The following is a 1,318-nucleotide window of genomic DNA, read 5'->3' as shown; positions in this document are numbered from 1 at the left end:
TGGAATAGCCCCTTAATTGCCCGGACAGTTTCTGCCACTTAAATAAGTGATAGGACTACTGTTCACATTATGACTGGTAATAGCATTAAGATGGAAATTCTTTCCGGCCCTGAGCGGCGTCGACGCTGGAGTACCGCGGAGAAACTTGCGATTGTCCACGAAACCTACGAGGCGGACGCAACGGTCAGTCTGGTCGCCCGTCGTCATGGCATTGCGCCTAACCAGCTGTTCGCGTGGCGCAAGCTTGCGTCACAGGGTGCATTGGTCGCAACGGCAGCCGAAGAGGAGGTTGTCCCTGCCTCGGAATACCGGGCGCTTCAGGCTCAGGTGAAGGAATTACAGCGCCTGCTGGGCAAGAAGACGATGGAAGGGGAAATTCTCAAGGAGTCCCTCGAAATCGCCAGCGGCCCAAAAAAACGCATGCTGCACTCAATCTCGCTGCCGAAGGACGTTTTGCGATGAAAGCGGTATGCGAGACGCTAGGTGTTGCCCGGTCGAATATCGCGGCGCGAGCCACAGGCACCCTTTCCAGAGCCCGAGGGAGACCTCCGCTTCCCGACGCTGATCTGGTTGCTCAGATCAAGGCGATCATTGAAGAAATGTCGACCTATGGCTATCGGCGCGTTCATGCCGTTCTGCGGCGCAAGGCCCGTGAACAGGGGCGTTCATGGCCGAACGCCAAACGTGTTTACCGCGTGATGAAGCAGCATGATCTGCTCCTTCAGCGCCATACCGGAGCTGCCGGTGAACGCAGACACGACGGGCAAGTCACCGTCGAGCGCTCCAATACCAGATGGTGCTCCGATGGCTTCGAGATCACGTGCGACAACAAGGAAAAGGTCCGCGTTGCATTTGCGCTCGACTGCTGTGATCGGGAAGCAATCGCTCATGTGGCCACGACAGAAGGCATCAAGAGCGAAGATGTGCAGGATCTTGTCATCACGGCGGTAGAAAACCGCTTCGGGCGCATCAATACGCTGGCAGAGCCCATCCAGTGGCTTACCGACAATGGTTCATGCTTCATTGCGAAAAGCACCGCGTCCTTGCTCCGGGATATCGGTATGGAACAGTGCAGAACACCAGTGCGCAGCCCGCAGTCAAATGGAATGGCTGAGGCTTTCGTCAAAACATTCAAGCGCGATTATGTCCGGATAAATCCGACGCCGGACGCCGAAACTGTCATGGCTCAACTGCCATCATGGTTCGAGCACTACAACAATCTTCACCCGCACAAGGCTTTAGGATATCAATCTCCACGAGAGTTCCTGAGCCGAAATGCTCAATCCTGAAAATGTCCGGTTTTTATGGGGCAACTCCA

Annotated in this window: 1 protein-coding gene; it reads left to right on the top strand. The window is 55.5% G+C overall.

Features of this window, described 5'->3' with window-relative positions; genetic code table 11:
- The first annotated feature begins 69 nt into the window (after positions 1-69).
- A protein-coding gene (locus FJQ48_RS12720) for an IS3 family transposase (protein WP_139975415.1) occupies positions 70-1,289 on the top strand; the annotation gives its coding sequence in 2 pieces (ribosomal slippage) (positions 70-406 and positions 406-1,289; 1,221 coding nt in all).
- Positions 1,290-1,318: the final 29 nt, after the last annotated feature.

The organism is Ochrobactrum sp. CGA5 (genome assembly GCF_006345815.1).
Classification (GTDB): Bacteria; Pseudomonadota; Alphaproteobacteria; order Rhizobiales; family Rhizobiaceae; genus Brucella.
This window is presented reverse-complemented; position numbering and strand designations above follow the sequence as displayed.